Genomic DNA, 25,798 nt, shown 5'->3' with positions numbered 1-25,798 from the left:
GGAGGGGCCGCCTCGTCGTGCGGCCGTGATCGGATCGTGAGAACGCCGTCGGCGGGCCGTCGTGCGCGACTGCCAGGATGAGCGGGCCCGCACTTCCGCGGGCGATCGATTCACCGGGGGAACCACATGATCCTGTCCACTCGAGGCCGCCTCGCGGCCGTCGTCCTCGCCACCACCCTGACCTGCGGCGCCGTCGCCGGTCCCGCGCTCGCAGCTCCGCCGGCGCTGCACGCCGAGACCGCCGCCGCGGCCGTCGCGACCGGCGATCGGCTCGCCGTCGGAGCGACGCTGAAGGCCGGTGAGGAGCTCCGGTCGAACCTCGGCAGCCAGGGCGTCTTCCGCTTCGTGATGCAGACCGACGGCAACGCGGTCGTCTACGACCCGAACGGTGGGGCGTTCTGGGTCAGTGGCACCTCGGGTGCCGGCAACTCGCTCACGCTCCAGCGCGACGGCAACATCGTGATCTACTCCGCGCAGGGCGCGGCGCTGTGGGCCAGCGGCAGCAACGGCCGCGGGGAGCCGGCCTTCCTCGCGATCCAGAGCGACGGCAATCTCGTCTCCTACTCCGCCACGGCGGCACCTCTGTGGGCGAGCCGCGGGGAGACCACCCTCGTCGAGGGTCGGCAGCTCGACCGCGGTCAGGCGCTCGCCTCCGCCGATGGCCGCTACCGCGCCGTCTACCAGAACGACGGCAACCTCGTCGTCATCGGGCAGAGCGGGGTCCGCTGGAGTGCCGGGACGAGCGGCGGCACGCGACTCGCCCTCGAGGCGGGCGACCTCGTCAGCTATCAGGGCGGAGCGGCGGTGTGGTTCACCGGCACGTCCGGCTTCAACGGTGCCCAGCTGGTGCTCCAGAACGACGGCAACCTGGTGCTCTACTCGAGCTCGTTCCGCGCTCTCTGGTCGAGCGACGGCGGAAGCCCGGCATACCGCGACTCGCTGGTGCCCGGCGCGCAGCTCTCCGTCGGCCAGTTCCTCCGCTCGCGAGGCGGGGACGTCCGCACGGTGCTGCAAAGCGACGGCAACGTCGTCGTGTACTACGGCAGTCCCTCCGGCGACGTCGCCCTGTGGAGCACGGGGACCTCCGGCGCGGGCAACCGCTTCGTGATGCAGAACGACGGCAACGCGGTCGTCTACAGCGCCTCGGGCCGAGCGCTGTGGTCCTCCGGGACCGGCAGCAATCCGGGATCGGTGCTGACGATGCAGAACGACGGCAACCTCGTGGTGCGCAGCGCCGACGGCCGAGCGCTCTGGGACTGGCAGCCGAACGGGTACGCGGGCATCTCCGGCGCCTGATCCGAGAGGCGTTCGCACGGAGACGGCCGGGGCGCTCCGCAGCAGCGGAGACCTCGGCCGTTCCCCTGCGCAGGGAGATGTCCGCGTGTTGCGCCGTCGGTCGCCCCGGGTCGGGCGCGTGCGTAGCGTCGGGGGATGCCCGAGACCCTCGACATCGTCCACCTGCGCACGCTCGTGGCGATCGCCGACTGCGGCGGATTCGGCCGGGCGGCCGTCGCCCTGCACATCAGCCAGCCGACGGTCTCGCAGCACGTCCGCACCCTCGAGCGGCGGCTCGAGCGCACCTTCATCGAGAAGGTCGGGCGCAGGGCCCGCTTCACGTCGGCCGGCGAGCGCCTCCTGGTGCAGGCCCGCCGAATCCTGGCGGTGCACGACGATGCGCTGGAGCTGCTCGACGCGGCGAGCGAGAACCCGCTCGCCCTCGGCCTGACCGAGCCGGCCGCGGAGCAGCTGCTGCCCCGGCTGCTCGAGACGCTGCACCGCGCCTTCGACGACCGCCCGCTCACCTTCACACTCGACCGCTCCACCCACCTGGCGGAGGCGGTGGCCCGCGGCGTCGTCGATCTCGCGGTCATCCTCGGCGTGGGCGGCGACCTGCCGGGCCGCCAGGTCGCGACGCTGCCGCTCGACTGGTACTCGGCACCCGGCTGGCAGCCGCCGGAGGACGCGCCGATCCCGCTCGTCGCCTACTCCGAGCCGTGCGGGATGCGCCAGCGCGCGCTGCAGCAGCTCGGCGCCTTCGGTCACGAGGTGCGGGTGGCCGCCGAGTCGACGGGGCTGGAGGGCGTGATCGCGGCGGCCCGCGCCGGTGTCGGAGTCGCGGTGCTGCCGACCGCGCACCGCGGCGCGGTCGCCGAGGGACTCGTCGAGCGGCACGACCTGCCGGCGCTCGGCTCGGTCAACCTGCGCCTCGTCTCGCGGCGCGGCCTCGCCCCGGACGTCGAGGACACGGCGCTCGCCGCCCTCGCCGGGGTCTTCGGCACGGTGCGCGCGAGGCCGGTCGCGGTGCCCGCGGGCGCGCGAGTGTGACCTCCGTCGCCGGCCGCCAGCGCGGGTGTGACGAATCGTTACCAACGATCGGGATCGCCGATCGGAACGCATCCGGAATCATCGTTGGACGCCCGGAGCACCCCGGCCGTAGCGTCGGAGCCATGACCTTCCCGCCCGCCCTCACCGCCGCCGCGCCGCTCGGCGCGACCGGTGCAGCGAGCCGCGGGAGCGTCGGCACTCGAATGTCCTCGGACGGGAACCCCCTCGCGCCGGTGCGCGGATGTTCCTGTCCGGTCTCCCGCTGACGCCTCCGCGTCGCCCGACTCCTCCGCCCGACGGCCGGCCCTCGCCGCTCCCGTCCCGGCCTCTGCGCGCCGCCGCCCGCCTCCGCGGCCGCCGCGCGTCCCTCTCTCCGCGCCGTCCCGCGCTCCTCCGGCGTGCCCGCGCGCCTCCGATGCGCCTCCGCACCCTCTCGAAAGGACCTCCCATGACCGTCGAGTTCATCTCCGCGATCAACGTCAACCACTCCAACGAGGTCAACGGCCTGGCCGACCCGGCCATCGACGTCGCCTACCTGCGCCGCTACTCCCGGATCCTCGAGGACGGCGGCTTCGACTACACGCTGGTGCCCTACGGCTCGGCCGGGCACGACCCGTTCACGATCGCCGCCGCGGTCACCCAGTACACCGAGCACCTGAAGCCGATCGTCGCGCTGCGGCCCAACACCGTCTACCCGACCGTCGCGGCGAAGGCGCTCGCCACTCTCGACCAGCTCTCGGGCGGCCGGGCCGTCGTGCACTTCATCGCCGGCGGGAACGACCACGAGCAGGCCCGCGAGGGCGACCGGCTGAGCAAGGCCGAGCGCTACGCGCGGCAGGAGGAGTACCTCCGCATCCTCCGGAAGGTCTGGTCGGCGACCGAGCCGTTCGATCACGAGGGCGAGTACTACCGCTTCGAGGACTTCGTCTCGCGGGTGCGGCCGGTGCGCGGCACCATCCCCATCTCGGTCGGCGGCTCGAGCGACGAGGCCTACCGCCAGGGCGGCGCGCTCGCGGACATCTTCGGCCTGTGGGGCGAGCCGCTGGCCGACACCCAGCAGCAGATCGACCGGATCGCGGACGCGGCGCTCGCCGCCGGCCGCGCCGACACCCCGCGCACCTGGGTCACCTTCCGGCCGATCATCGCGCCGACCGAGGAGCTCGCCTGGGAGAAGGCGCACCGGATCCTCGGCATCCTGCAGAGCCGCGGCGGCACGACGAACCCGCGGAAGGGCGAGAAGGGGCTCTGGGTGCAGACGCCGAGCGCCACCGGCCCGGCGAACGTCGGCTCGCAGCGCCTCCTCGACATCGCGCGGCGGAAGGACCTGCACGATCGGGCGCTCTGGACGCCGACCGCGACCGCCACCGGGGCGGCCGGCGCCTCCACGGCGCTCGTCGGCACGCCGGAGACGGTCGCCGCGGCGATCCTCGACTACGTCGACCTCGGTGCCGACCTGATCTCGATCCGCGGCTACGACAACCTGAACGACGCGGTCGACTACGGCCGGTACGTCATCCCTCTGGTGCGCCAGGAGCTCGCGCACCGCGAGGCGACCGGGCGCCGCGGCGAGATCGTCGCGCAGCCGCCGCTCGAGGCCGAGCTCGCCGGGGCGATCGCGTGACGCTGCTCACGGGACAGGCCGCCACGGTCCGCTCCGCCGCCGCGGTCCTGCCCGCGCCCGATGTCTCCGACCGCGCGCTCGCCCGGGTCACGGCTCGCCTGGCCGAGACCGCCGAGCACTACGACCGCACCGCCGAGTTCCCCTGGCAGGGGATCCAGGCCGTGCACGAGGCGGGACTGCTCGCCCTCGGAGTCGGCACCCGCTACGGCGGCACGCCCGCCTCCACCGTCGACCTCGTGCGCGTCTTCGGCGCGCTCGGCCAGGGCGACCCGGCGGTCGCGCTGATCTCGGCGATGACCGTGCTGCAGCACGCCGCGCAGGACCGCGCCGCGCTCTGGCCGGAGGAGCTCTACCGCTCGGTGCTCGCCGACTCCGCCGAGCGCCCCGTGCTGCTCAACGCGGTGCGCGCCGAGCCCGAGTGGGGCGCTCCGGCCCGGGGCGGCCTGCCCGCAACGACGATCCGCCGCGACGGCGACGGCTGGCTGCTCGAGGGCCGCAAGGGCTTCGCCACCGGCTCGGAGGGGCTGGCGTACCACCTGGTCTGGGCGGTCGATCACGGCGGGGCGTCGGGCGAGCCCGAGCTCGCGCACGCGATCGTGCCCGGCGACGCCCCGGGCGTCCGGATCGAGCGGACCTGGGACCACCTGGGCCAGCGGGCCACGAGCACGCACGACGTGGTCTACGAGCAGGTCCGCCTGCCGCTGGAGCACTTCCGCGGGACGCCCCGCTCGCAGCTCGCGCCCGAGTCCGGGGCGGCCGGCGGCTTCGGTCTCGCGGTCGCGGCGCTCTACGTCGGCGTCGGACGGGCGGCGCAGAGCTTCTTCGTGCGCTTCGCGAACGAGCGGATCCCGACCTCGCTCGGCCGGCCGATCGCCACGACGGAGCGGATCCGCTCGGTCGCCGGCGAGATCCAGGCGCAGCTGGTGCAGGCCGAAGAGGTGCTGCTCTCGCTGGCCGCGCGAGTGGATGCGGGCGATCCGCGCGCCGCCGAGCGCCTCGTCGTCGGCAAGCTTCTCGCCACCCGCTCGGCCGTCACCGCGGTCGAGACGGCCGTCGCCGCGCTCGGCAACCCCGGGCTCACCCGGCACCACCCGCTCGAGCGGCACCTCCGCGACGTCCTCGCCTCCCGGGTGCACCCGCCGCAGGACGACGCCGCCCTCCTGATCGCCGGCACGCGCTCGCTCGCGGCCGCCGCGCTCTGACAGCCCGCACTCCGACACCCCGCACTCCGACACCCCGCACTCCGACTTCTCTGCACGGGAGACCACCGCCATGACGTTCCACCGCTCACGCCCCCTCCGACGATCGGGCACCGCCGCCGCCGCGCTCGCCCTCGCCTCCGCGCTGGCCCTCTCCGCCTGCTCGGGCGCCTCGGGCGCGGGCACGGCCGCCGACGACGCGACCCCCGTCGACGGCGGCCGGCTCTCGCTCGCCTTCTTCCCCGACAACGCCGCGTTCTCCTGCGTCGACCCGTTCCAGACCTACTGGATCGAGCACCGCACGGTGATCCGCAACGTCGCCGACTCGCTCACCGACCAGGATCCGGAGACCGGCGAGATCCAGCCCTGGCTCGCGACCGACTGGAGCGTCAACGACGCGGGCACCGAGTACACCTTCGACCTGCGCACCGACGTCACCTTCTCGGACGGCACGCCCTTCACCGCGGAGAGCGTGAAGACCTCGTTCGACAACGACAAGGCGACCCTCGCGCAGCTGCCCTCGGCCTACGGCGGCGTCTACCTCGCCGGCTACTCGGGCACGGAGGTCGTGGACGCCGACACCGTGAAGGTCGTCTTCTCCACGCCCAACGCCGCGTTCCTGCAGGGCACCTCGACCACCAACCTCGCGATCTTCGCCGCCTCCTCCTACGAGAGGACGCCCGAGGAGCGCTGCCTCGGCGGGATCGTCGGCTCCGGCCCGTTCACGCTGACCGGCTACACCCCCGGCACCGGCATCACGCTGGACAAGCGCGACGGGTACGCCTGGGGCTCGGCCCTGCGCGAGAACACGGGGGAGGCGCACCTCGACGGGATCGACATCAGCTACGTCGCGGAGGACAGCGTCCGCGTCGGGCAGCTGACCAGCGACGAGATCGACATCGCCTGGCCGCGGAACCCGATCTCGGAGAACGACCAGGCCGTGATCACGGGCTCCGGCGACACGGTCGAGAGCCGCTCGCTGCCGGGCCCCGCGAGCAACTACTACCCGAACGTCGCCGAGGGGAAGATCCTCTCGGACGAGAGGGTGCGGCAGGCCGTGCAGAAGGCGATCGACCGCGACACCTACGCGACGACGGTCTTCGGCTCCGGCTACCCGGCCGCGACCAGCATCTACAACACGACGACTCCGTTCTACGAAGACGAGTCGTCGAAGCTCGCCTTCGACGCCGAGGGCGCGGGCGAGCTGCTGGACGAGGCGGGCTGGAAGCTCGGCGACGACGGCTACCGCTCGAAGGACGGGCGGCGGCTCACGCTCTCGGTGCCGATCGTCACCCAGTTCGGTGCCGGCGATCAGCTGATCCAGGACCAGCTGAAGCAGGTCGGCATCGAGCTCGAGCTGAACGTGATCACCAACGCCCAGCGCGCCGACGTGCTGAGCAGCGGCGACTACGACCTGATCTCGACCTACTACACGCGGGCCGACCCGGGAGTGATCCAGTGGATCATCGACTCCCGCTACGCCGGCTCGAAGGCGCAGGCGACGAACGGCCTCGACGCCGAGCAGGCCGCGACCGTGCAGGCCCTGCTCGACGAGGGCGTGCAGACGATCGACACCGCGGCGCGCGCCGAGGTCTACGGCGAGCTGCAGGACTACCTGATCGACAACGCCCTGGTCTTCCCGTTCGCCGAGCGGGTGCAGCTGGCGGGCGTCTCGTCGGCGGTGCACGGCTTCCGCTTCACCTCGGAGGCGTTCGGCGACTTCGCCGACGCCTGGATCCAGCCGTGACCGCGCTCGGCTCGGCTTCGGCCCCGGCTGCGGCACCGGGGATCGCACCGGGGAGGCCGGGCACCCGCTCGGCCCCCTCGGGCCTCGGCCGCTACCTCCTCGGCCGGCTCGGCCAGGCGGTGCTGGTGCTCTGGGCCGCCTACACCGTGACCTTCGCGGTGCTGTGGCTGCTGCCGAGCGACCCGCTGGCGCTCCTCCTCTCGGCCAACAACGTCGAGGTCGACTCGCTCACCCCGCAGCAGCTCGCCGAGGCTCAGGCGCGCTACGGACTGGACCAGCCGGTCTGGCAGCAGTACGCGACGATGCTCGGCAATGCGCTGCGGGGCGACTTCGGCACCTCGATCACCAAGGGGATCCCGGTCACCGACCTGATCGCCGAGAAGCTGCCCGGCACCCTGCAGCTCAGCGCCCTGGCGATCGGCCTCGCGCTGATCGGCGGCACCGCGCTCGCCTCCCTCGCGGCGTACGTCCGCTGGGCGCCGCTGAAGACGGTGCTCGGCCGGCTGCCCTCCGCGGGTGTGGCGTTCCCCGGCTTCTGGATCGGCCTGCTGCTCATCCAGTTCTTCGCCTTCTCGCTGCACCTGCTGCCCTCCACCGGCAGCGCGACCCCGGCGAGCCTGATCCTGCCGGCGGTGACCATGGCGATCCCGACCTCGGCGATGCTCGCCCAGGTGCTGATCCGGAGCTTCGCGGACGTCGAGGCGGAGGCCTACATCACCACGGCCCGCGCCAAGGGCCTCTCCCGCGGCGAGGTGCAGTGGCGGCACGCCTTCCGCAACGCCTCGCTGCCGACGCTGACGATCCTCGGGATCCTGGCCGGCAACACCGTCACGGGAGCGATCGTCGCCGAGACGATCTTCGCCCGGCAGGGCATCGGCACGCTCGCCCAGGAGTCGGTGCTCACCCAGGACGTGCCGGTCGTCCAGGCGATCGTCGTGCTGGCGGCCGTCGTGTTCGTCGGCATCAACCTCCTGGTCGACCTGCTCTACCCCCTCCTCGATCCGCGCATCACCTCGACACCGAAGGCGAGCCGACCATGACTCTCGAACTCACCCGGCCCGAGGCGCTCGTCGTTCCCGAGCCGCTCACCCGCGCGGCGCACGGCCGGGGCGCCCGCCGCGTGCGGATCCTCCGCCTGCTGCTGCGCCGCCCGGGCTTCGTCCTGGCGCTGGTCTTCGTGCTGTTCGTCCTGGCCTCGGCGATCGCTCCCGCGCTCTTCACCGGCGCCGACCCGACCGCGACCGCGCCGGCCGACAAGCTGCAGGCGCCGAGCCTCGTGCACCTCTTCGGGACCGACGAGCTGGGCCGCGACCTGTTCGCGCGGGTCCTGCACGGCGGGGCGCTGACGGTGCAGGCGACGGTGATCGCCCTCGCGATCGCCCTGGTCGGCGGGCTGACGCTCGGCGTGGTCTCCGGCTCCGCGGGCGGAGTGGTGGACGCGGTGATCATGCGGATCGTCGACGTGCTGCTGGCGATCCCGGGGCTGCTGCTCGCCCTGGCGATCGTGACGGCGATCGGCTTCGGCACGCTGCCGGTGGCGCTCGCCGTGGGGATCGGCATCCTGCCCGGCTTCGCGCGCACCACCCGCGCCGAGGTGCTCCGGGTGCGCACGCTGCCCTACGTCGAGGCCGCGCGCACCGGAGGTGCGAGCCGGCTGCGCGTGCTCGTGCGGCACGTGCTGCCCAACTCCTGGGGGCCCGTGGCCGTGCTGGCCGTGCTCGATCTGGGCACCGCGATCATCGCGATCGCCGCGCTGAGCTTCCTCGGCTTCGGCGCGGCGCCGCCCGCAGCGGAGTGGGGGACGCTGATCTCCAGCGGCCGCAACTACCTCGTCACCAGCCCGTGGCTCTCGCTGCTGCCGGGGCTCTTCGTCGGGCTGCTGGTCTTCGCGCTCAACCACGTGGCCAAGAGCCTCGAGGAGGTGCAGCGATGAGCGCCGGCGTGGTCCCCTCCGCAGGGCCCGCCGCGGCCGGCCCGCTCGTGCGGCTCGACCGGCTCAGCGTCGCCTACGGCGAGCGCACCGTCGTGCACGAGGTCTCGCTCGAGATCGCGCCCGGCGAGATCGTCGCCGTGGTCGGCGAGTCCGGCTCGGGCAAGTCGACGACCGCGAACGCTGTGCTCGGCCTGCTGCCCTCCGGCGGCCGGATCACCGGCGGGTCGATCGCGCTCGCCGGCGAGGACGTGACGCACGCGGCGGAGAAGCGGCTCCGGCACCTGCGCGGGCGGTTCGTCGGCCTCGTCCCGCAGGACCCGATGGTCGGGCTGAACCCGACGCTGCGCATCGGCGCCCAGGTGGCGGAGGCGGTGCGCCTGCGCGGCGTCGACCGCCGCTCCGTCGACGCCGAGGTGCTCGAGGCGCTGCGGCAGTCGGGCATCGACGATCCGGAGCTGCGCGCCCGGCAGTACCCGCACGAGCTGTCCGGCGGGCTGCGCCAGCGGGCGCTGATCGCGATCGCGCTGGCCGGCCGGCCGCGGCTGATCATCGCCGACGAGCCGACCTCGGCCCTCGACGTCACCGTGCAGAAGCGCCTGCTCGATCACCTGCAGTCGCTCGGCCGCGAGCAGGGCATCGCGCTGCTGATCATCACCCACGACCTCGCCGTCGCCGCCGACCGGGCCGACCGCGTCCTCGTGCTGCGCGAGGGACGGGTGGTGGAGCAGGGCCCGCCCGCGCAGATCCTGGTCGCGCCGAGGGAGGAGTACACCCGCGAGCTGCTCGCGGCGGCGCCCGGACTCGGCGGCGAGCTCGTGCCGCGCTTCGAGCACGTCGAGCCCGCTCCGGAGATCGTCCGGGTCGAGAACGTCGTCAAGGACTTCGCGCTGCCGGGCCGCCGCCCGCCGTACCGCGCGCTCGACGACGTCTCCTTCTCGATCCGCGCGGGGCAGACCCTCGCGCTGGTGGGGGAGTCGGGCTCGGGCAAGACGACCGCGCTGCGGATCGCTCTCGGCCTCGAGCGGGCGTCGAGCGGCCGGGTGCTCGTGGAGGGGGAGGACCTCACCGCGGCGAGCGACCGGCAGTGGCGGCCGCTGCGCCGGCGGATCCAGCTGGTGCAGCAGAACCCGTTCGCCGCGCTCGACCCGCGCTTCACGGTGCTGGAGTCGGTCGTCGAGCCGCTGGTCTCCTTCCGGATCGGCGACCGCGCCTCGCGGCTGGAGCGCGCCCGCGAGCTGCTCGACCGGGTCGGGCTGCCCGGCTCCTTCCTCTCCCGGCTGCCGGCCGAGCTCTCCGGCGGTCAGCGCCAGCGCGTCGCGATCGCCCGCGCGCTCGCCCTCGGCCCGGACCTCGTGCTCCTCGACGAGCCGGTCTCCGCGCTGGACGTGTCCGTGCAGGCGCAGATCCTCGAGCTCCTGGTCGAGCTGCAGCGCGACCTCGGCGTCGCCTACCTCTTCGTCTCGCACGACCTCGCCGTCGTCGCCGAGGTCTCCCACGAGGTCGTCGTCCTCGACCGCGGGCGGGTGCAGGAGGCGGGCACCACCGCCCGCGTCTTCGGCGCGCCCGCGGCGGAGTACACCCGCACCCTGCTCGCGGCGATCCCCGGGCGAGCGGCGGTGCGCCCGTGAGCGGCCGCTTCCTCGTGATCGGCGGCGGGGCCGTCGGCTCCGTCCTCGCCGCGCAGCTGCATCTGGCCGGGCAGCCGGTCGTGCTCGTGGCGCGCGGGGAGCACCTGCGGCTCCTCCGCGAGAACGGGCTGCGCGTGCGCCGGCCCGCGGGCGACGAGATCGTGCGGCTGCCCGTCGCCGACGGCCCCGCGGAGGCGGCGCCCGCGCGCGGCGACGTCCTCGTGCTCGCGGTGAAGGCGCAGGACGCGGAGGCGGCGCTCGCCGAATGGGCCTGGACCCCGCTCGCCGGGGGCGGGGCCGGCGCCGGGCTGCCGGTGCTGACCCTGCAGAACGGACTCGCCATCGATGACAGCGCGCTGCGCCGCTTCGCCACGGTCTACGGGGTGTCGATCGGCATCGCCGCCAGCTTCCTGGTGCCCGGCGAGGTCGTCTCGCCCTCCTTCCCGACGGTCGGCGTGCTCTGGATCGGCCGGCACCCCGACGCCGCCGACCCGCGGGCGGAGGAGTACGCCGCGATCCTCCGCGGTGCCGGCTTCGCCGCCCGCGCCGTGCCCGACATCGGCGCCTGGAAGGCCCGCAAGCTGCTGGCCAACGCGGCCAACGGCCTCGACCTGTTCGAGGGCCCGGCCGAGCAGCACGCCGCCGCGCGCGAGCTGCTCGTCGCGGAGGCGCGCGCCGCCCTCGCCGCGAACGGCCTCGCGGTCGCTCCCGACGACGGCACCCGCCTCGCCGTCGATCCCGTGCCCGGCCACACCGCCGGCCGGCTGTCGACCTGGCAGAGCGCCGCCCGCGGCACGAGCAGCGAGATCGATCACCTCACCGGCGAGATCGTCCTGCTCGCCCGCCGCGCCGGTGTGCCCGCCCCCGTCAACGAGCGCCTGCAGCTCCTGCTCGGCCTCCACGGCAGCGCCGCGGCCGCCGCGCCCCTCCCGCTCGCGGATCTGCTCGCCCCCGTCCCCGTGCTCGTCGAGTAGCGCCGTCCTCCTGCTGGTCGAGCAGCCCGGTCCTCATGTTGGTCGAGTAGCCCCGCAGGGGCGTATCGAGACCCACCCCCCTCCGAACACTCACCCGCCCGTCCTTCCGCCTTACCAAGGAGCCCCCCCATGCCCCTCACCCACCCGCCCACCGCCGCCCGCGCCTTCGACGAGCCCGAGGGCATCGCCCAGCGCGGCACCCTCGTCGTCCTCGGCGGCCGCGGCGAGACCCCGGCCGTCTACGAGCGCTTCGGCACCCGCATCGCCCGCGACGCCTACCGCGTCCGCGCCTTCGGCGACGCGACGGCCCCCGGCGTCCGCGACGCCGCGCTCGCCGTCCTCCGTGACCCCGCGACCATCGCGCCGCTCGTGCTCGTCGGCTCCGACGCCGGCGCGGCGGTCGCCCTCGAGCTCGCCGCGACGGAGCCGGTCGACGCCGTCGTCCTCGCCGGCCTGCCCGTCCGCGCCGAGGGCGGCGAGGGGATCGGCGAGCGGACCGCCTGCCCGAACCACGCCGGCGTCCTCGAGCGCGAGACCGACTCCGCCGCGCGCAACGCCGCACTGCCGCCCGAGCAGCTCACCGTCGCCGCCAGTGCCATCACCGTCCCGCTGCTCGCGCTGCACGGCGCGGCCGACGCGATCAGCCCGCTCGCGGAGGCGGTCGCCGTCTACCGCACCGCCCCGCGGGCCGAGATCCACGTCCTCGCCGACGGCCGCCACGACGCGCTCAACGACGCGACGCACCGCTCGGCCGCCGCGACGGTGGTCCTCTTCCTCGAGCGGGTGAAGGCGTCGGCCGCCGCCGCGCCGATCATCGAGCGGATCGCGGAGTGAGCGCGCTCGCCCCCGCTGTCGATCCCGCTGTCGACAACGCCGACGCCCCCGCCCTCGACCCCGCCGACGCGCCCGTCGCGATCACCGCCGACGTCCCCACCGCCGACCGGTCCGGCTGGTCACCCGGCGGTACCCCGCTCGGCGTCGTGCGCGCCCGCACGGTCGACGACGTCCGCGCCGCGCTCCGGCACGCCTCCACTCACGGCATCCCCGTCGTCACCCGCGGCGCCGCCTCCGGACTCGCCGGCGGCGCGAGCGCGGGAGAGGGCGTGCTCGTCCTCGACGTCTCGGGCCTGGACCGCATCCTCGAGATCGACCCCGTCGACGGCGTCGCCCGCGTCGAGCCGGGCGTCATCACCGCCGATCTCGATCGCGCCGCCGCCGTGCACGGCCTCCTCTACGCCCCGGACCCGGGCAGCGTCGAGATCGCGACGATCGGCGGCACCATCGCCACCAACGCCGGCGGCCTGCGCGGCGCGAAGTACGGAGTCACGCGCGACGCCGTCCTCGCGCTCGACGTGGTCCTGGCCGACGGCTCGCTGGTCCACCTCGGCCGCGACACCGTGAAGGGCGTCGTCGGCCTCGACCTCACCGCGCTCGTCGTCGGCTCCGAGGGCGGCCTCGGCGTGGTGGTCGGCGCGACCCTCCGCCTGCTGCCCCGGCCGCGGGCGACCGCGACCGCGGCCGCCTTGTTCGCCGACGTCGCCGCGGGCGCCGAGGCCGCCGTCGCCCTCGCCCGCGCCGGCCTGCGCCCGAGCGTTCTCGAGCTGGTCGACGACCGCACGCTCGAGGCCATCGACGCCCTGCGCGGCTCCACCCTGGCCGGCCGCGGCGGCGCCTTCCTCCTGGTGCAGACCGACGGCTTCGGCGCCGCCGAGGAGATCGCCGAGGTGCGCGCGGTGCTCGCCGCGACCGCGCTCAGCGTCGAGACCACCCTCGACCCGGCCGAGGGTCTCGCTCTCGCGAGCGCCCGCCGCGACGCCCTGCCCGCGATCGAGGCCCGCGGCCGCGTGCTGATCGAGGACATCGCCGTGCCTCGCTCCCGCCTCGCCGAGGCGATCCGCCGCGTGCACGCCATCGCCGCGGACACCGGCGCCGACGTCTACGTCTTCGCCCACGCCGGCGACGGCAACCTGCACCCGATCATCCGCCTGCGCGACGACTCGGAGCAGTCCCGCCGCCAGGCCGACGCCGCGGCCGAGGCCGTCTTCGCCCTCGCCCTCGAGCTCGGCGGCACCGTCAGCGGCGAGCACGGCGTCGGCGCCCTCAAGCGCGAGTGGGCCCGCCGCGAGCTCGGCCCCGACGTCGTCGCCCTGCAGCGCGCGGTGCAGCGGGTCTTCGATCCGCAGGGCATCCTGAATCCCGGTACCGCGCTGTGAGCGCACCCCTCGAGAGGACCGACATGACCGCCACCCTCCGCTCCGACGTGCTCGTCACCCCCGACGAGCTGGAGGCGGCGCTCGCGTCGCCCGAGCCGCCGCTCGTCCTCGACGTGCGCTGGCGCCTCGACCGGCCCGACGGCCGCCCCGCGTACCGGGAGGGCCACCTCCCCGGCGCCGTCTACGTCGATCTCGACCACGAGCTCGCCGCGCACGGCGCCCCCGAGGACGGCCGCCACCCCCTGCCTCCGATCGAGGCGCTGCAGGAGTCGGCGCGCCGCTGGGGCCTGCGTCAGGGTCAGGCCGTCGTCGTCTACGACGACCTGAAGAACCTCTCCTCCGCGCGGGCCTGGTGGCTGCTGCGCGCCGCCGGAGTCGCCGACGTGCGCCTCCTCGACGGCTCGCTCCGCGCCTGGACCGGCTCGGGCCGCGCGCTGGAGTCGGGCCCCGTTTCGCCGGTCGTGGGCGACGTCGAGCTGGCCTACGGCGCCCTGCCGGTGCTCGACATCGACGAGGCCGCCGCGCTCCCGTCCACCGGCGTCCTCCTCGACGCCCGCGCCCCCGAGCGCTACCGCGGCGACGTCGAGCCGATCGACCCGCGTGCCGGCCACATCCCCGGCGCTCTGAACGCCCCCGCGACCGGCAACGTCGACGCCGACGGCCGCTTCCTCGACGCCGCCGCCCTGCGCACCCGCTTCGAGTCCCTCGGCGTCCGCCCCGACGCCCCGGTCGGCGTCTACTGCGGCTCCGGAGTCACGGCCGCCGCCGACGCCGTCGCCCTCACCCTCGCCGGCTTCGCCCCGTCCCTCTACCCCGGCTCCTGGTCCCAGTGGTCGAACACAGCCGACCGCCCCGTCGCCACGGGCCCGGGCGCCTAGGGCGCCGCAGGCTGGTCGAGTTGCGTGCAGCGCACCCCATGCTGGTCGAGTAGCGCGCAGCGCACCCCATGCTGGTCGAGTAGCGCGCAGCGCGTATCGAGACCCACCCTCCGCGGGACTACCGACACCCGTGAGCACGTCGACATCGCGACGAGCCGACACGGGATCTCGATACGCGCCCTGCGGGCGCTACTCGATCAGCATGAACTTCCTGCGCGTGGGCGTCGGCGTCGGGCGTCGCGCTTCTACAAGGCCGCGGGCGCCCCGTGCTGGCCGAGGACGCGGCCGCCCCATGCTGGTCGAGTAGCGCTCTGCGCGTATCGAGACCCGCCCCCGACCAGAACATCAGCCGAGAGCCCTGCTCACCGGTCATCACTCCGCAGAACTTGTCGCAGCGGCCGCTCGAGGACGACGACTTCTGCGCACTCGCGGCCGCGGGCGCGGTCAGCGCCGCCGACTCCTCCGAAGTTGCGGTAGTCGCGCCCGGCTACCGCGACTTCTGCGTACTCGCCGGCGCCGCGTGCGCCCGCGTCGAGTCGGCTCCGCCGCTGACTCAGCAGAAGTCGCGGTGGTCGCGCTCGACTACCGCAACTTTTGAGGAGTGGGATGGGGCGGCGCCGCCGGGCGTCAGCCCAGGCGGGAGTGCTCGCCGAGGTGGTGCCACGTCCGGTTGTGGTACACCAGCGGCGCCGTGGCGTCGGAGTCGTCGGGGACGTGCGCCTCGAGGGCGTGCACGGCGACGATCGTCGACGAGCCCGCCTCCATGCGGTTGATGACGGTGCCGCGGATCCACGCGGAGGCGCCGGGGAAGTACGGCTCGCCGGTGGGGAGCCGCGACCAGATCGAGGTGTCGGCGAAGCGGTCGATGCCGCTGGTCGAGCCGAGGCGGGCGAGATCGAGCTGCTCGGCGCCGAGCAGGTGCACGACGAGGGTCTCGGACGCCTGGATGGCCGGCGAGCTCGACGAGGCCGACGACAGCGAGAAGACGAACAGCGGCGGCTCGGCGCTCACGGAGAAGACGGAGGTAGCGGTCAGCGCGACCGGCCCGGTGCCCGGGTCGGCGGTGATCAGCGCCACACCCGCGGCGTGGTTGCGGAACGCGAGCTTGAAGTCCGCGGGCGAGAGCCCGGCGAAGGCGGCGTGCGGCCGGCCGTCGGCAGGTGCGGACGCAGCAGGATCGGACGCGGTGGCGACGTTCTCACGGCTCATCGGAGACTCCAGATCGATCGGGGATGCGGCGCGGAACGGGCCCGTCATCGCGCCGCAGCACGGCCCCTCCAGCCTGTCGCACCGGGCGGAGTCCGTTCGCCTCATTGCGGAGTATGACACTCCCGCCTCCGCCCCCCGGAGCCCACACCGCTCGTCCGATCTGCAGGCGACGCGACGGCGAGAGCCCTCCCACCCGCGCATGGGGACGGCACAGCCCCCGGATCGCCTGCAGATCGAACATCCACCCCCGCGTCCGCTCCCCGCGCAACCCGTGGCACCCCCGCCCGCACGCGCGCAGACTCGAGACCATGGCCCACCGCCCCCGCGAATCGAGCACCCGCCCCGAGAACAAGACCTGCGCCTCCTGCGGCCGCGAGATCGAGTGGCGCGCGAAGTGGGCGCGCGACTGGGAGAACGTCCGCTACTGCTCCGACGCCTGCCGCCGTCGCGGCGTCGGCCCGGAGGAGGCGCGCCTCGAGGAGGAGATCCGCACCGTCCTCCTCGCCCGCGCCGCGTCGTCCACCGCGTGCCCGTCCGAGGTCGCCCGCCGCGTCGGGGGAGAGGAGTGGCGGCCGCTGATGGAGCCGGTCCGCCGCGCCGCCCGCCGCCTCGTCGACCGCGGCGAGATCGACATCGTCCAGGGCGGGCAGATCGTCGATCCGTCCCGCGCGAAGGGCCCGATCCGCCTGCGCCGCCGACCCGGGGGACCGCTGTCGCCCGACGGCGGCGCCCGCTAGCCTCGCTGACATGCCCAGCAGCGACGCCGTCGTCCTCACCGTCCCCGGACCGCACGGCGACCGGGAGGTGCGCGTCTCCAGCCCGGGCCGCGTGCTGTTCCCGGAGCCGGGCATCACCAAGCGCGAGGTGGCGGAGTACTTGATCGCGGTCGGCGAGGCCTTCGTCGCCGCCAACGGCGACCGGCCGATCTCGCTGCAGCGCTTCTCCTCCGGCATCGACGGCGACCAGTTCTTCTCCAAGAACCCGCCCAAGGGCCCGCCGGAGTACGTCCGCTCCGTCCCCGTCACCTACCCGAGCGGCCGCGTGCACCCGCAGCTCGTGATCGACGAGCCCGCCGTCGCCGTCTGGGCCGCGCAGATGAACACCCTCGTCTTCCACCCGTGGGCGTCCCGTGCCGAGGACTCCGACCGGCCCGATCAGCTCCGCATCGACCTCGACCCGCAGCCGGGCACCGATGTCGCCGACGCGGTCGTCGCGGCGCACGCGCTCCGCGAGGTGCTGCGCGGGGCGGGCCTGGAGTCGTTCGTGAAGACCTCCGGCAACCGCGGGCTGCACGTGTTCGCGCCGATCGTGGCCGAGCACGAGTTCCTCGACGTGCGGCACGCGGTGATCGCCGCCGGCCGCGAGCTCGAGCGCCGGATGCCCGAGCAGGTCACGACGGCGTGGTGGAAGGAGGAGCGCGGCGAGCGGATCTTCGTCGACTTCAACCAGGCCAACCGCGATCGCACGATGGCCGGCGCCTACAGTCCGCGTCCGCTCGCGCACGCTCCGGTCTCCTGCCCGGTGGAGTGGGAGGAGCTCGACGGGATCGATCCGACCGCGTTCACGATCCGCACCGTTCCCGAGCGCCTGAGCACGACCGGCGACCCCTGGGCGCGGATGCACGACGCCCCCGGCCAACTCGACGCGCTGCTCGGCTGGTGGGAGCGCGACCTCTCCGCGGGCCTCGGCGAGCTACCCTTCCCGCCCGACTTCCCGAAGATGCCGGGCGAGCCGCCCCGCGTCCAGCCCAGCCGCGCGAGGAAGCCGGCGGCGGCGTCCGCGGAGGACGCCGCCGAGTAGCGTCAGCCCAGCACGTCGCCCAGGTCGTACGCCGTCGGCTGCTCCAGCTGCTCGAAGGTGCACGAGCCGGCGTCGCGGTCCGGCCGCCAGCGCTCGAACTGCACGGTGTGCCGGAACCTCGATCCCTCCATCTGGTCGTAGCGCACCTCGAGCACCGTCCCCGGCCGCAGCCGGACGAACGAGGTGTCGCGGCTCCCGGAGAAGCGACTGCGCTCGCCGTCGCCGCGCACCGTCTCGCCGTCCGCGTCCCGCTCCACGACGGCGGCGAGCTCGTCGATCAGCTCGACCCGCCGGGCGTCGGTGAAGGCGGAGGCGCCGCCCACCTGCCGCAGCGTCCCGTCGGTGTCGTACAGGCCGAGCAGCAGCGAGCCGAGCCCGGGCTTCGAGGTGTGCTCGCGGTAGCCGATCGCGATCACGTCGGCCGTGCGGTGGTGCTTGATCTTGAGCATCGTCCGCTTGCCCGGCGCGTAGGGCGCGGCCAGCGGCTTGGCGATCACGCCGTCCAGCCCCGCGCCCTCGAACCGCTCCAGCCAGTCGCGGGCGAGCGCCTCGTCGTCGGTGGTCCGGCCCAGGTGCACCGGCGGAGTCACTCCGTCCAGCAGTGCGGCGAGCGCCTCGCGCCGCGCCGAGTACGGCTCGTCGAGCAGGCTCCGGCCGTCCACGGCGAGCAGGTCGAAGGCGACGAGCATCGCCGGGGTCTCGGCCGCGAGCATCGCGACGCGGCTGGCCGCCGGATGGATGCGCTGCGAGAGCAGCTCCCAGTCGAGCCGCTGCGCGCCGCCGGGCCCGGTCGCCAGCACGATCTCGCCGTCGAGGACGCAGCCGTCGGGCAGCAGCCGGAGGAACGCCTCGACCAGCTCGGGGAAGTAGCGGGTGAGCGGCTTGGAGCCGCGGCTGCCGATCTCGCAGACTCCGCCGGAGACGGAGACGATGGCGCGGAAGCCGTCCCACTTCGGCTCGTAGGAGTAGCCGCCGTCGACCGCGTCCTGCGCGGGCACGGCGGCGACCGCCTTGGCGAGCATCGGGGCGAGGGGGAGGGGGAACGGGAGGTCCATCCTGCGATCATCCTCGCCGCGGCCGCCCCGGCGCACCCCTCCCGCAGAGGCTCCTCCCCAGGGTCGAGCGCGTGACGAACAGATCACAAGCGCCACTCCCGGTACCTTTCGCGCCAGCGGATACGGAAGACTGCGCCTCATGAGCATGTGGGGACAGCACTCCGGAACGCGCGCCAGACCAGACCGATCGGCGCGTCCGCTCCGAAGAGGAGCTGTGACCCTCGAATGTCGGAACGACGCCGGACGGAGCCGCCGCTGATGGCGCGCACCGCCGTCTCGGCCGCCCGGCAGCTGTTCTCGCGCTCGCGGCGCAGCGACTCCCCCGGGGAAGGGGAACCCCCGTACGGAGTCGAACCCGACGTGACCGAGTACCTGCCGGCTCCGGCGCGCGACGAGGAGGCTCCCCGCCGGGACGCCCTCCTCGAGCAGCACGCCCCTCCGGCGCACGCGGATGCCGGGTTCGTCTTCGACGTGCCTGCGCCCGCGATCGGCGAGTACTGCGAACTCGACGCGGATGCTCTCGAATTCCCCCATCCGGGGGTCGCCTCCTTCGTCCCCGATCTCTCGCGCCCGGTCCGCGGCGGAGGATCGCACAGTGCGTTCCGCAGCCCGCCGCCGCCCGCCCCGGCGCCCGCTGCGCCGTCGCCGATGATCGACCTCCCGCGCGACTTCGCGCCCTCCGAGGAGATCGAGGAGTCGCACACCCGCGAGCAGCAGGCCGAGGAGTTCGCGCCGCCGGCCCCGCCGTCGCGCTTCGAGCCGCAGCCCGTCGACGCGCAGGTCTTCGACGCGCCGCCGGCGCCGCCCGCACCCCCGGCCCCGCCCGTCCTCGCCCCGCCGCTCGCCGAGCAGCCGGTCGAGCCCGCCGCGGAGGAGACCGACGAGACCGAGTGGTCCGGGGCCGAGGAGCCCGCGGACCTCGAGTTCGACGGCACCCGTCTCGCCGCGCCCCGGCCGCCCGCGGCTCCGCCCGCCGACGCGCAGCCGGTCGACGCGCAGTTCTTCGAGCCGCCGACCTCCGCGCCGTCCGCCCTCCAGCCGCCGGCCCCCGTCGATGCCGCGCCGCCCGTCGCGCCTCCGCTTCCGCCGGTGCCGCCCGTCGCGCCGCCGCTCCCGCCGGCACCGATCGTCGACGCCGCGCTCCTCCGCGGCTTCGCCCTCGCGCCGACCGACACCGACGGCCCCGCCCTCGCGCCCGTCATCGGCGAGGTCTGTGAGCTCGACACCGAGCACCTCGAGTTCCCGCACCCGAACGCCGCCTCCTTCGTCCCGGTCCAGGGCCGCAGCCGCGGCGCCTTCGGACTGCTCCTGCCCGATCCGGCCCGCCGCTCCGCGCCCGTCGAGCCCGAGCGGTACGACGAGCCCGAGCGGTACGACGAGCCCGAGCAGTACGACGAGCCCGAGCAGTACGACGAGCCCGAGCAGTACGTCGAGCCGCAGCAGTACGTCGAGCCGGACCAGTACGACGCACCGCCGCAGTACGACGCACACGAGCGGTTCGCGCAGGAACCCGAGCAGCACACCGCCACGCAGCACCGCACCGAGGACCCCGCCCAGGACCTGTTCAGCGAGCGCTTCCTCGCTCCCGCGCCGTTCCCCGGCCGCAGCGACTCCGACGGCGACACCCGCGACGACGACGACGCCCCCGGCTTCCTCGCGCCGCCCGTGCCCGCCACAGCGCACCAGTGGCACGGCGCTCCCGTCTCCGCCGAGGCCGCGGACGACGAGGGCAGCCCCCGCCCCCGCCGGAAGACCGTCCTGATCGTCGCCGGCATCGGCGCCGCCGTGCTGCTCATCGGCGGCGCGCTCGTCGCCGTCCCGCTGATCACGAACGGCGGCGGAGACGGCGGCAGCGCGACCGGCCCCGTCGCGGCCGCCGCTCCCGGCACCACCGAGGCCGCCGTCGCCTGGGTCGCGGACACGATCGACCCCGCCTCGGTGCTCCTGGTGCAGGACGACCTCGTCGGCGACGTCACCGACGCCGGCTTCCCCGGCGACACCGTCGTGTCGGAGTCGACGCTCTCCGCGGCGGCACCCGACTCGGCCTGGCGCGCGGCCGACTACATCCTCGTCACGCCGAGCCTGCGGGCGAGCGCGACCGGCGAGACCGAGACGGCGCTCGACAACTCGGAGGCCGTCGCGAGCTTCGGCAGCGGCGACACCGCGGTGGAGGTGCGCCGCGTCCTCGACCAGGGCACCGACCAGGCCGCCGCCGCGGCCACCGTCCTGACCGCCGCGCGCGCCTCGGCCGGCGGCCAGCTCGCGGCCAACCCCGCGCTGACCACGACCGACGCCGCCCGCGCCCTGCTCGAGGGGGGCCGCGTCGACTCGCGGCTCCTCCTCCTGCTCGGCCAGCAGCTCGCCTTCACCCCGCTCTCGGTCGCCGACTTCCCCGTCGGCACCAGCGAGGTCGACGGCGTCCGCCACCGGATGATCCTGTCCGGCTACAACGGCGCCGCGCTCCCGGCCGACGCCGCCGCGCTGCAGAGCGCGACCACCTGGCTCGGCAGCCAGTCGGGCGACTTCGTCCCGACCTCCGTCGAGTCGACCTCCGAGGGTCTCCTCGTCACCCTCGACCTCGATGAGCCGACCGGGCTGCTCCCGGGCGCTCAGTAGCACGACCCACCCGAAGGACCCGCCATGAACCCGATCCGCCCCCTCCGTCTCGCGCGCGCCGCGCTCGCCCTCGCCGCGGTGTCCGCGCTCGCCGCCCTCGGCGCCGCGCCCGCCTCGGCGGCCGAGGCGCCGCCGGCCACCGGCTGGGTGCGGGTCGCGCACCTCTCTCCCGACACCAAGTCGGTCGACGTCACCCTGACCGCCCTCGGCGGCGGCGGGGCGAGCTTCGAGCTCGACGGCGTCGCCTACGGCGCGGTCTCGCCCTACTGGACGCTGCAGCCGGGCACCTACGTCGTCGCGATGGTCCCCTCCGACGCCCCCGAGGGCACCGCCCCGGTCATCGAGCAGTCCGTCGACGTCTCGGCCGGCACCCCGCTGACCGTCGCCGCCCTCGGCCGCAACGCCGTGCTGCGCACCACGGTCTTCACCGACGACCTCACCCCGCCCGCCGACGGCCAGGCCCGGGTCCGCGTCGTCCAGGCCTCGACCACCGCGAGCCAGGTGGACGTCGCCACGACGACCGGCACGCTGCTCGCGACCGGCGCCGCGCAGGGCACCGCCACCGGCTACACCAGCGTCCCCGCCGGCCCGTGGAGCCTCGACCTCTCGGCCGGCGCCGTGACCGCGAAGGCCGACCTCGACCTCGCGCCCGGCTCCGTCGCCTCGCTCTTCGTCCTCGACGACGCCTCGAACGGCCTCGTCGTCTCGCCCGTGCTCGACTCGGCCGCCATCGGCGACCTGCCCACGGGCGGCATCCAGACCGGAGGCGGCGCCACCGCCGTGCACGTCGCCTCCACCACGTCCGCCGCAGCGCCGCTCGTCGACGGACTCCTCGGCGTGCTCTCGGTCCTCGGCGTCTTCGCCGCGGTCGCCGGTGCCCTCGCCCTGATCGCGCGCCGCTCCTCGGTCGGCACCGGCCGAGCGAGCTGATGCGCCGCCTCGCCGGAGCGGGAGCCGCCCTCGCGGTGCTCCTGCTCCTGGTCGGCTGCGCCACCGCGGGGGAGGAGGCCGCCCCCGCGGCGACGCCCGCCGCCTCCGCCGCCCCCGCGACCACGGCGCCGGCCACCCCGTCCCCGGGTGACGCGGGCGCGCTGCAGAACCCGGTCGCCGCCGCCGCTCCCGCCCGCTCGGCGGTCACACCGGTCCGCGTCGTGATCCCCGCGATCGGCGTCGACTCCACCCTCGAGTCACTGACCCGCGACGACACCGGGTGGATCCAGCCGCCCGTCCAGGTCGACGAGGCCGGCTGGTACCGTGACGGCGTCGTCCCCGGCGACGTCGGCCCCTCCGTCATCGCGGGGCACGTGGACTCGCGGATCGGCCCCGGCGTCTTCCTGGACCTCACGGCCCTCGTCCCCGGCGACACGGTCGACGTGATCCTGTCCGACGGCAGCACGCGCACCTTCTCCGTCACCGGCTCCGTCTCGGTGCCCAAGGAGGACTTCCCGACCGAGGACGTCTACGGCCCGAGCCCCACTCCGCAGCTGCGGCTGATCACCTGCGGGGGAGTGTTCGACGACTCCTACGGCCACTACGTCGACAACGTCGTCGTCTCGGCCGACCGCATCGCCTGACGGTCCGCCGTGACGGCGCCCGACTCGGAGGCGCCGCGCCGTTTCGAGGCGTAGCGTCGAGGACCATGAGCACCTCTTGGAAGCGCTGGGTCCCCGCCGCCGCCGTCCCCCTGGTCGTCGTCGCCGCGGCCGTCACCCTGCCCCTGTCCGCGAGCGCGGCCGGGGACCTCCCGGAGAAGTCCGCCGCCGACCTCCTGACCTTCGTCGCCGAGAGCGACACCACCGCCTTCTCGGGCGAAGTCCAGCAGACCTCCGCCCTCGGACTCCCCGACCTCTCCGCGCTCGGCAGCACCGGCTCGGGTGCGCAGGGCGCGGACGACGCCTCGGCGACGAGCGCGCTGATGGAGCTCGCGACCGGCTCGCACCAGGCCCGCGTCTTCGTCGACGCCGAGCACGGCGCGCGCCTGCAGGTCCTCGACCGCCTCGCCGAGCGCGACGTCGTCGCCACGAAGGCCGACGGCGTCTGGATCTACGACTCCGCCGAGAACTCCGCGACCCACCTGCTGCCGCCCACCGGCGACACGTCCGCTCCGCCGACCGAGGCTCCCGCCGGCGAGATCCCGACCCCGTCCTCGGTCGCCGAGCAGCTGCTCGCCTCGATCGACCCGACCACCACGGTCGCCGTCGGCTCCGACGTCCGCGTCGCCGGCCGTGACGCCTACGAGCTCGTGCTCACTCCGCGCGACAGCAGCACCCTCGTCGGCTCGGTCACCGTCTCGATCGACGGCGCGACCGGCCTGCCCCTCGGCGTGGCCGTCACTCCCGTCGGCGGCACCGCGCCCGCCTTCAGCGTCGCCTACACGAGCATCGACGTCTCGGCGCCCGACGCTGCGATGTTCTCCTTCACGCCGCCCGTCGGCGCGGAGGTCACCGAGAAGGCCGCACCGACGCACGAGCAGGACGCGTCCACCGACGCCACCGACGTCCCGGCCGCGCCCGAGGGCGACTCCGGCGTCACCACCACGGGCACCGGCTGGGGCTCGATCGTCGAGCTGCCGGCCGGCGACGCCGAGTCGCTCGCCCAGCTGAACGCCGTGACCACGGCCGTCGACGGCGGCCGGGTGCTCTCCTCCGCGCTGTTCACGGTCCTCTTCACGGACGACGGACGCGTCCTCGCGGGCGCCGTCCCTGTCGACGCGCTGACCGCCGCCGCCGGTCGGTGACGACCGGAGAGCTCGCGGTCGAGACCCGGGGCCTCACCAAGCGCTTCGGGCGCCAGGAGGCGGTGTCGGGTCTCGACCTCGCCGTCCCGCGCGGCGCGGTCTTCGGCTTCCTCGGGCCCAACGGCTCGGGTAAGACCACGACCATCCGGATGCTCCTCGCCCTGGCCGCGCCGACCGAGGGCGACATCACCGTCCTCGGCACGGCGATGCCGCGCGGCGCCGCCGAGGTGCTGCCGCGGGTCGGCGCGCTCGTCGAGGGGCCGGGCTTCTACCCGTTCCTCTCCGGCCGCGCCAACCTCCGCCGGTTCGACGCCGCCGAGGCCGGCACCTCCGCGCGCAGCCGCGACAGCCGGGCGGAGGAGGCGCTCGCCCGCGTCGGCCTCTCCGCCGCGGCGGGCAAGAAGGTCGGCTCCTACTCGCTCGGGATGAAGCAGCGCCTCGGCATCGCCGTCGCCCTGCTCTCGCCGCGCGACCTGATCGTCCTGGACGAGCCGACCAACGGGCTCGACCCGCAGGGCACCCGCGAGGTCCGCTCGCTCGTGCGCAGCCTCAACGCCGACGGCACGACGGTCCTCGTCTCCAGCCACCTGCTCGCTGAGATCGAGCAGCTCTGCACCCACGCCGCCGTGATGCGCACCGGCCGCCTCGTCGCGCAGGGCGGGCTCGACGAGCTCCGCGGCGACGCGGCCTCGCTCGAGCTGCTGACGCCCGATGTCGTCGACGCCCAGCGCGCCCTCGTCGAGCTGGGGCTCGCACCTCGGCTCGTCCCCGCCGAGCACCCGATCGATCCGCCGCTGGTCGTCGCCGCGATGCCGACGACCGCCGCTCCGGAGTCCGTCGTCGCATCCCTCGTCACCGCGGGCGTCCGCGTGCGCGGCTTCTCCGTCCGCCGCCCCTCGCTCGAGGAGCGCTTCGTCCAGCTCACCGGGGAGGGCTTCGATGTCGAGCGCTGAGACCACCGCCACCACCGCCGCCGCCCCCGCCCGCACCGGGCGCCGCCTCGGCATCGGCTCGCTCCTCGTCTCCGAGCTGGCGCTGCTCTTCCGGCGCCGCCGCACCTGGGCGCTGCTCGCCGCCCTCGCGGCCATCCCGATCCTGCTGGCGGTCGCCGTCCGGCTGTCCGGCGGCGACGGCGGCGGGCCCTCCTTCGTCGGCGCGATCGCCGGCAACGGCCTCTTCACCGGCTTCGCGGCGATCACGGTCGCCGTCCCGCTCTTCCTGCCGCTGACCGTCGGCGTCGTCGCGGGCGACGCGATCGCGGGGGAGGCGTCGCTCGGCACCCTGCGCTACCTGCTGGTCAGTCCGGTCGGCCGGATCCGGCTGCTCGCGGTCAAGTTCGCCGCCGCGATCGCGTTCTGCCTCGCCGCGGCGCTGACCGTGATGGTCGTCGGCATCCTGATCGGCCTGGCGCTCTTCCCGGCCGGCCCGGTCACCCTGCTCTCGGGCACGACCGTCCCGCTCGCGGACGCCGTCGGCCGCGCGCTCGCGATCGCGGTCTACGCGGCGCTCTCGCTGGTCGGCCTCGCGGCGATCGGCCTGTTCGTCTCGACGCTCACCGACGTCCCGGTCGGCGCGATGGCCGCCACGGTGGTCGTCTCGATCGCGGCGCAGATCGTCGGCTCGCTCTCGCAGCTCGACGCCCTGCACCCGTTCCTGTTCACCGACCGCTGGTTCGACTTCGCCGATCTGCTGCGCGATCCGATCGCCTGGAGCTCGTTCGGCGAGAACGCGCTCCTGCAGCTCGCCTACGTCGCCGTCTTCGGCTCGCTGGCCATCGCGCGCTTCACCACCCGCGACGTCCTGTCCTGAGCCGCCCGGAACGACGGAGGCCGCCCTCCCCGCAGCAGCGGGAGGGCGGCCTCC

At 74.9% G+C, this 25,798-nt stretch carries 22 protein-coding genes; 20 read left to right on the top strand and 2 right to left on the bottom strand.

What is annotated here, in order from left to right:
- The first annotated feature begins 126 nt into the window (after window positions 1–126).
- From C1I64_RS09225 to C1I64_RS09170, 12 genes are all read left to right on the top strand, one after another.
- Window positions 127–1,296, top strand: a complete 1,170-nt coding sequence (locus C1I64_RS09225; RefSeq protein WP_127886994.1) for a hypothetical protein — start codon at window positions 127–129, stop codon at window positions 1,294–1,296.
- A gap of 135 nt (window positions 1,297–1,431) precedes the next feature.
- A complete protein-coding gene (locus C1I64_RS09220) occupies window positions 1,432–2,325 on the top strand; it encodes a LysR substrate-binding domain-containing protein (protein ID WP_127886993.1) in 894 nt (297 codons plus the stop codon).
- A 448-nt stretch (window positions 2,326–2,773) separates the two neighbouring features.
- Entirely contained in the window at window positions 2,774–3,946 is a 1,173-nt protein-coding gene (locus C1I64_RS09215) for an LLM class flavin-dependent oxidoreductase (protein WP_127886992.1), read from the top strand.
- Window positions 3,943–5,148: an acyl-CoA dehydrogenase family protein gene (locus tag C1I64_RS09210; protein ID WP_127886991.1), complete on the top strand. Its 1,206-nt coding sequence runs from the start codon at window positions 3,943–3,945 to the stop codon at window positions 5,146–5,148. The genes C1I64_RS09215 and C1I64_RS09210 overlap by 4 nt, the downstream gene beginning before the upstream one ends.
- 70 nt (window positions 5,149–5,218) lie before the next feature.
- Window positions 5,219–6,892 carry an ABC transporter substrate-binding protein gene (locus C1I64_RS09205; protein ID WP_127886990.1) on the top strand — a complete coding sequence of 558 codons (1,674 nt, stop codon included), beginning with the start codon at window positions 5,219–5,221 and terminating at the stop codon, window positions 6,890–6,892.
- Window positions 6,889–7,932, top strand: a complete 1,044-nt coding sequence (locus C1I64_RS09200) for an ABC transporter permease (RefSeq protein ID WP_244209434.1) — start codon at window positions 6,889–6,891, stop codon at window positions 7,930–7,932. The genes C1I64_RS09205 and C1I64_RS09200 overlap by 4 nt, the downstream gene beginning before the upstream one ends.
- Window positions 7,929–8,825 carry an ABC transporter permease gene (locus C1I64_RS09195; RefSeq protein WP_127886989.1) on the top strand — a complete coding sequence of 299 codons (897 nt, stop codon included), beginning with the start codon at window positions 7,929–7,931 and terminating at the stop codon, window positions 8,823–8,825. The genes C1I64_RS09200 and C1I64_RS09195 overlap by 4 nt, the downstream gene beginning before the upstream one ends.
- Entirely contained in the window at window positions 8,822–10,453 is a 1,632-nt protein-coding gene (locus tag C1I64_RS09190; protein ID WP_127886988.1) for a dipeptide ABC transporter ATP-binding protein, read from the top strand. Before C1I64_RS09195 ends, C1I64_RS09190 begins: the two co-directional genes overlap by 4 nt.
- Window positions 10,450–11,427 (top strand): ketopantoate reductase family protein, encoded by a 978-nt coding sequence (locus tag C1I64_RS09185; RefSeq protein ID WP_127886987.1) that lies wholly within the window; start codon window positions 10,450–10,452, stop codon window positions 11,425–11,427. Before C1I64_RS09190 ends, C1I64_RS09185 begins: the two co-directional genes overlap by 4 nt.
- A gap of 129 nt (window positions 11,428–11,556) precedes the next feature.
- On the top strand, window positions 11,557–12,261 hold the full coding sequence (locus tag C1I64_RS09180; RefSeq protein WP_127886986.1) for an alpha/beta hydrolase: 705 nt from the start codon (window positions 11,557–11,559) through the stop codon (window positions 12,259–12,261).
- Window positions 12,258–13,640 carry an FAD-binding oxidoreductase gene (locus C1I64_RS09175; RefSeq protein ID WP_127886985.1) on the top strand — a complete coding sequence of 461 codons (1,383 nt, stop codon included), beginning with the start codon at window positions 12,258–12,260 and terminating at the stop codon, window positions 13,638–13,640. Before C1I64_RS09180 ends, C1I64_RS09175 begins: the two co-directional genes overlap by 4 nt.
- A 23-nt stretch (window positions 13,641–13,663) precedes the next feature.
- Window positions 13,664–14,518 (top strand): sulfurtransferase, encoded by an 855-nt coding sequence (locus C1I64_RS09170; protein ID WP_127886984.1) that lies wholly within the window; start codon window positions 13,664–13,666, stop codon window positions 14,516–14,518.
- Between the two features lie 627 nt (window positions 14,519–15,145).
- Here C1I64_RS09170 and C1I64_RS09165 read toward each other — a convergent pair.
- Window positions 15,146–15,727, bottom strand: coding sequence for a flavin reductase family protein (locus C1I64_RS09165; protein WP_127886983.1), 582 nt, complete (start codon window positions 15,725–15,727; stop codon window positions 15,146–15,148).
- A 308-nt stretch (window positions 15,728–16,035) separates the two neighbouring features.
- Here C1I64_RS09165 and C1I64_RS09160 point away from each other — a divergent pair, with 308 nt between their 5' ends.
- A complete protein-coding gene (locus C1I64_RS09160; protein ID WP_123446088.1) occupies window positions 16,036–16,464 on the top strand; it encodes a DUF2256 and DUF3253 domain-containing protein in 429 nt (142 codons plus the stop codon).
- A gap of 10 nt (window positions 16,465–16,474) precedes the next feature.
- The gene (gene ligD, locus C1I64_RS09155) at window positions 16,475–17,527 is read left to right on the top strand and encodes a non-homologous end-joining DNA ligase (RefSeq protein ID WP_208645107.1); all 1,053 of its coding nucleotides are present in this window, start codon (window positions 16,475–16,477) and stop codon (window positions 17,525–17,527) included.
- A gap of 2 nt (window positions 17,528–17,529) precedes the next feature.
- On the opposite strand, the gene C1I64_RS09150 is transcribed toward ligD, so the two are convergent.
- Window positions 17,530–18,582, bottom strand: coding sequence for an ATP-dependent DNA ligase (locus C1I64_RS09150; protein WP_127886982.1), 1,053 nt, complete (start codon window positions 18,580–18,582; stop codon window positions 17,530–17,532).
- Window positions 18,583–18,840: 258 nt separating this feature from the next.
- Here C1I64_RS09150 and C1I64_RS09145 point away from each other — a divergent pair, with 258 nt between their 5' ends.
- The 6 genes from C1I64_RS09145 to C1I64_RS09120 all read left to right on the top strand — a co-directional run bounded on the left by C1I64_RS09145 (window position 18,841) and on the right by C1I64_RS09120 (window position 25,744).
- Complete coding sequence (locus C1I64_RS09145; protein WP_164874494.1) at window positions 18,841–21,198, top strand: hypothetical protein; 2,358 nt, start codon at window positions 18,841–18,843, stop codon at window positions 21,196–21,198.
- Window positions 21,199–21,222: 24 nt separating this feature from the next.
- Entirely contained in the window at window positions 21,223–22,128 is a 906-nt protein-coding gene (locus C1I64_RS09140; RefSeq protein ID WP_123446091.1) for a DUF4397 domain-containing protein, read from the top strand.
- On the top strand, window positions 22,128–22,772 hold the full coding sequence (locus C1I64_RS09135) for a class F sortase (RefSeq protein ID WP_127886980.1): 645 nt from the start codon (window positions 22,128–22,130) through the stop codon (window positions 22,770–22,772). Before C1I64_RS09140 ends, C1I64_RS09135 begins: the two co-directional genes overlap by 1 nt.
- Before the next feature lie 65 nt (window positions 22,773–22,837).
- The gene (locus C1I64_RS09130; RefSeq protein WP_127886979.1) at window positions 22,838–23,935 is read left to right on the top strand and encodes a LolA family protein; all 1,098 of its coding nucleotides are present in this window, start codon (window positions 22,838–22,840) and stop codon (window positions 23,933–23,935) included.
- On the top strand, window positions 23,932–24,888 hold the full coding sequence (locus C1I64_RS09125) for an ABC transporter ATP-binding protein (RefSeq protein WP_123446094.1): 957 nt from the start codon (window positions 23,932–23,934) through the stop codon (window positions 24,886–24,888). Before C1I64_RS09130 ends, C1I64_RS09125 begins: the two co-directional genes overlap by 4 nt.
- The gene (locus tag C1I64_RS09120) at window positions 24,875–25,744 is read left to right on the top strand and encodes an ABC transporter permease (protein WP_127886978.1); all 870 of its coding nucleotides are present in this window, start codon (window positions 24,875–24,877) and stop codon (window positions 25,742–25,744) included. Before C1I64_RS09125 ends, C1I64_RS09120 begins: the two co-directional genes overlap by 14 nt.
- The last annotated feature ends 54 nt before the right edge of the window (window positions 25,745–25,798 follow it).

The sequence above is a fragment of the Rathayibacter festucae DSM 15932 genome (assembly GCF_004011135.1).
Lineage (GTDB): Bacteria > Actinomycetota > Actinomycetes > Actinomycetales > Microbacteriaceae > Rathayibacter > Rathayibacter festucae.
The sequence above is the reverse complement of the archived record's forward strand: the minus strand, read 5'-3'. Positions and strand labels throughout refer to the sequence as shown.